The sequence below is a fragment of the Streptomyces sp. NPDC002156 genome (genome assembly GCF_053593675.1).
Genome location: NZ_JBSFDA010000342.1, coordinates 1 through 3,599, shown reverse-complemented (window position 1 = coordinate 3,599; position 3,599 = coordinate 1). Strand labels below are relative to the sequence as shown.

The 3,599-nt window shown below is 69.6% G+C and carries 3 protein-coding genes; 1 reads left to right on the top strand and 2 read right to left on the bottom strand.

Features of this window, described 5'->3' with window-relative positions; all coding sequences use genetic code 11:
- Positions 1–150 precede the first annotated feature (150 nt).
- Positions 151–1,032, bottom strand: a complete 882-nt coding sequence (locus tag ACWCRB_RS49460) for an LLM class F420-dependent oxidoreductase (protein WP_451002322.1) — start codon at positions 1,030–1,032, stop codon at positions 151–153.
- A 69-nt stretch (positions 1,033–1,101) separates the two neighbouring features.
- Positions 1,102–2,076, bottom strand: a complete 975-nt coding sequence (locus ACWCRB_RS49455) for a TerC family protein (RefSeq protein WP_451002321.1) — start codon at positions 2,074–2,076, stop codon at positions 1,102–1,104.
- A 266-nt stretch (positions 2,077–2,342) separates the two neighbouring features.
- On the opposite strand from ACWCRB_RS49455, the gene ACWCRB_RS49450 reads away from it, so the two are divergent.
- The gene (locus tag ACWCRB_RS49450; RefSeq protein ID WP_451002320.1) at positions 2,343–3,317 is read left to right on the top strand and encodes an alpha/beta hydrolase; all 975 of its coding nucleotides are present in this window, start codon (positions 2,343–2,345) and stop codon (positions 3,315–3,317) included.
- Positions 3,318–3,599: the final 282 nt, after the last annotated feature.

Below are 3,599 nucleotides of genomic sequence, written 5' to 3'. Positions count from 1 at the left end.
CCTGATCGACGTACGCCTGACGACGTGCACAGGAGGAAGGGCCGGAGCCCCGCGCGGGGCTCCGGCCCTTCCTCCTGTCTCCTCCGGGCCCTCTTTCCTGCCTGCTCCGAGCCCTCTTTCCTGTCCCCCAGGCCCCCTGGAACCCCGCCCTCAGCCCAGTTCGGCCGCGCGGCGCGCCGCCGGGGCCACGAACTGCTCGATCCACGCGGCCGGTTCGCCCGTGACCGGGCCCAGCATCACCGTCTCGATGCCGAACTTCGCGTAGGCCTCGATGTCCCGGACGAAGGCGTCGACGTCGTTCTCGGCCAGCGCGTCGCCCATGTAGAGAAGCGTCCTGGTGATGTCGTCGTACGGGCGCCCGACGCTGTCGCAGTGGCCGCGCAGGACGTCGAGCTTGTGCCCGACCTCCTCCGGGCTGGTGGCGAACAGGTTGCAGGCGTCCGCGTACTGGGCGACCAGGCGCAGGGTCTTCCGCTCCCCGCCGCCACCGATCATGATCTCCGGGTGCGGTGAGCTGACGGGCGCCGGGACGCAGAGGGTCTCGGCGAGCCGGTAGTGGGTGCCCTCGAAGGGGCCGTTGGCGTCCTGGTCCCACATCTGGAGGCAGATCCGCAGGGTCTCCTCCAGCCGCTCGAACCGCTCGGCCGTCGCCGGGTACGGCACCCCGAGCCCCTCGTGCTCACGGTCGTACCAGGCGGCCCCGATGCCGAGGGTGGCCCGGCCGCCGGACAGGACGTCGAGCGTGGTGGCGATCTTGGCGAGCAGTCCGGGATGCCGGTACGTCACCCCGGTCACCAGCGCGCCGAGACGGACCGTGGAGGTGTGGGCGGCGAGGAAGCCGAGGGTCGTGTAGGCCTCCAGCATGGGGTCCTCGGCGCCGCCGTTGAACTCCATCTGGAAGTAGTGGTCCATGACCGTGAGCCGGTGGACGCCCGCCGCCTCGGCCGCGGCACCGGCCGCCGCCAGTTCGGGGCCGAGCGCGGCGGCACCCGAGGAGTGGTTGAACCTGTTGATGTGCACGCCGAGCCGCATGTCCGTCTCCGTTCGCCTGCATCCAGCGGTGTTCCCCGAGCGACGCTAGTTCTTGGAGCGCACACGAAGTCAAGCCCGGGCGTTGGCCTCGGCCTCGGCCTCCTCCTGCTTCTTCGAGGCCCGCAGACTCGTCACGGTCGTGACGGCCAGGACGAGGACGATGAAGCCGAGCGAGAAGGGGATGGAGATCTCCGGGACGTGGACCCCGGACTCGTGCAACGCGTGCAGCACCAGCTTGACGCCGATGAAGCCGAGAATGATCGACAGGCCGTAGCTCAGGTGCACCAGCTTCTTCAGCAGACCGCCGATGAGGAAGTACAGCTGGCGCAGACCCATCAGGGCGAAGGCGTTGGCGGTGAAGACGATGTACGGGTCCTGGGTCAGCCCGTAGATGGCGGGGATGGAGTCGAGGGCGAACAGGACGTCCGTGGACCCGATCGCGAGCATGACCACCATCATCGGCGTCATGATCCGCTTGCCGTTCTCGACGATGAACAGCTTGGTGCCGTGGTACCGGTCGGCGACGCCGAACCTTTCCTCCGCCATCTTGAGCAGCTTGTTCTCCTGGTACTCCTCTTCGTGCGACCCCTTCTTGGCGTCCTGGACGAGCTTCCAGGCGGTCCAGATGAGGAAGGCGCCGAAGATGTAGAACACCCACGAGAACGTGGAGATGATCGCCGCGCCGGCCGCGATGAACCCGGCCCGCAGTACGAGGGCGACGAGCACGCCGACCATCAGCACCCGCTGCTGGTACTGCGAGGGCACCGCGAACTTGCCCATGATCAGGACGAAGACGAAGAGGTTGTCGACGCTCAGCGACTTCTCGGTGATGTACCCGGCGAAGAACTCGCCGGTGGGCTTGGTCCCGCCGTAGATCAGCAGCCCGAGCCCGAACAGACAGGCGAGGACCACCCACACCACGGTCCAGGTGCCGGCCTCCTTCAGGGACACGTCGTGGGGCTTGCGGCCGATGAAGAAGTCGACGGCGACGAGGACGCAGAGGGCGACGACGGTCAGCGCCCAGACGGCGAAAGAGACGTTCACAGGTACTCCAAAGAAAAGATGTGCAATGGCAGCGTTGTCATCGCCAGAGATCACTTCCACCCCGAAGCGGTGAACAACGGCCCATTACCTGGCAAAATCCCAGGTCATCAGCGTGTGTAGGGTTCCGGCCGAGGCTGGGCCGCCCGGGCTACCCGCCGAATGGCGGGCAAGTCCCGCCGGACGGCGGCGCTCCGGAATGCGGCGGACGCGCGGATCATCCTCGTACGAGCCGCAGCACGCAGCACGCAGCATGAGGAGCAGAAGCAATGACGCTTACGCCGCCCCCGTTCGACCCCGAACTCGCCGCCGTCCTGGAGATACTCAAGGACGCGGTGCCGCCCCAGCTGACCATGGACGAGATCGAGGCCACCCGCAACGGGCCCGGTCTCGCGATGCTGGCGGACCTGGACCTGACGGTCGGCGGGGCCTTCGAGGTCGAGGACCGGGTCGTGCCGGGCCCCGAGAACGCGCCCGACATCTCGCTGCTGATCTGTCGCCCGACCGCTCCGGCGACGGAGGGTCCGCTGCCCGTGATCTACCACGTCCACGGCGGCGGCATGGTCATCGGCAACAACCGCGTCGGCGTGGACGCCGCGCTGCGGTGGGCCAAGGAGCTGGACGCGGTGGTGGTGTCGGTGGAGTACCGCCTGGCGCCGGAGCATCCGCACCCGGCACCGATCGACGACGTCTACGCCGGGTTGCTGTGGACCGCAGATCACGCTGCGGAGATCGGTGCCGACGCCGAGCGGATCGTGATCGCGGGGGCCAGCGCGGGCGGTGGCCTGTCGGCCGCGCTGGCGCTGCTCCTCAGGGACCGCAAGGGTCCGCGACCTCTCGGGCAGCTGCTGATGTGCCCGATGCTCGACGACCGCAACGAGACCGTTTCCTCGCACCAGATGGCGGGCCTCGGCGTGTGGGACCGCACGGCCAACGAAACGGGCTGGACGGCGCTGCTGGGCGCGGAGCGCGGCGGGCCGGACGTCTCCCCGTACGCCGCCCCGGCCCGCGCGCAGGACCTGTCCGGCCTGCCCCCGGCCTTCCTCGACGTAGGCTCCGCCGAGACATTCCGCGACGAGGTGGTGTCCTACGCCACCCGCCTGTGGCAGGCAGGCGGCTCCGCCGAACTCCACGTCTGGCCGGGCGGCTTCCACGGCTTCGACGGCTTCGCCCCCCAGGCAACCCTCTCCCAGGCCTGCCAGACGGCCCAGGTGGCGTGGCTACGGAGGCTGCTGGCGGAGTAGGGGGGAGGGGCCCGGTTGTTCGCTGCGGGCCCGGTGGGGGCTGGTCGCGCAGTTCCCCGCGCCCCTTTGGGTGGGGCTGCGCCCCCCAAAAAGGCCCCTACCGCGCCCCCAGGGACGCGGAGTATGGGGGCGCAGCCCCCATAGGGGCGCGGGGAACTGCGCGACCAGCCCCCACCGGGCCCGCAGGCAAAGAACTCCCCGAAACCCGCCCCCATGCCTCACCATGGGGCCATGAAAGAGCTGGCGGGGCGCCTCACCGCGCTGGACCCGGACGCCGGCGCC

Bases quoted from the DNA above. Each gene is read 5' to 3' on its own strand.
- ACWCRB_RS49460 (WP_451002322.1), bottom strand. From the start codon at position 1,032: ATGCGGCTCGGCGTGCACATCAACAGGTTCAACCACTCCTCGGGTGCC.
- ACWCRB_RS49450 (WP_451002320.1), top strand. From the start codon at position 2,343: ATGACGCTTACGCCGCCCCCGTTCGACCCCGAACTCGCCGCCGTCCTG.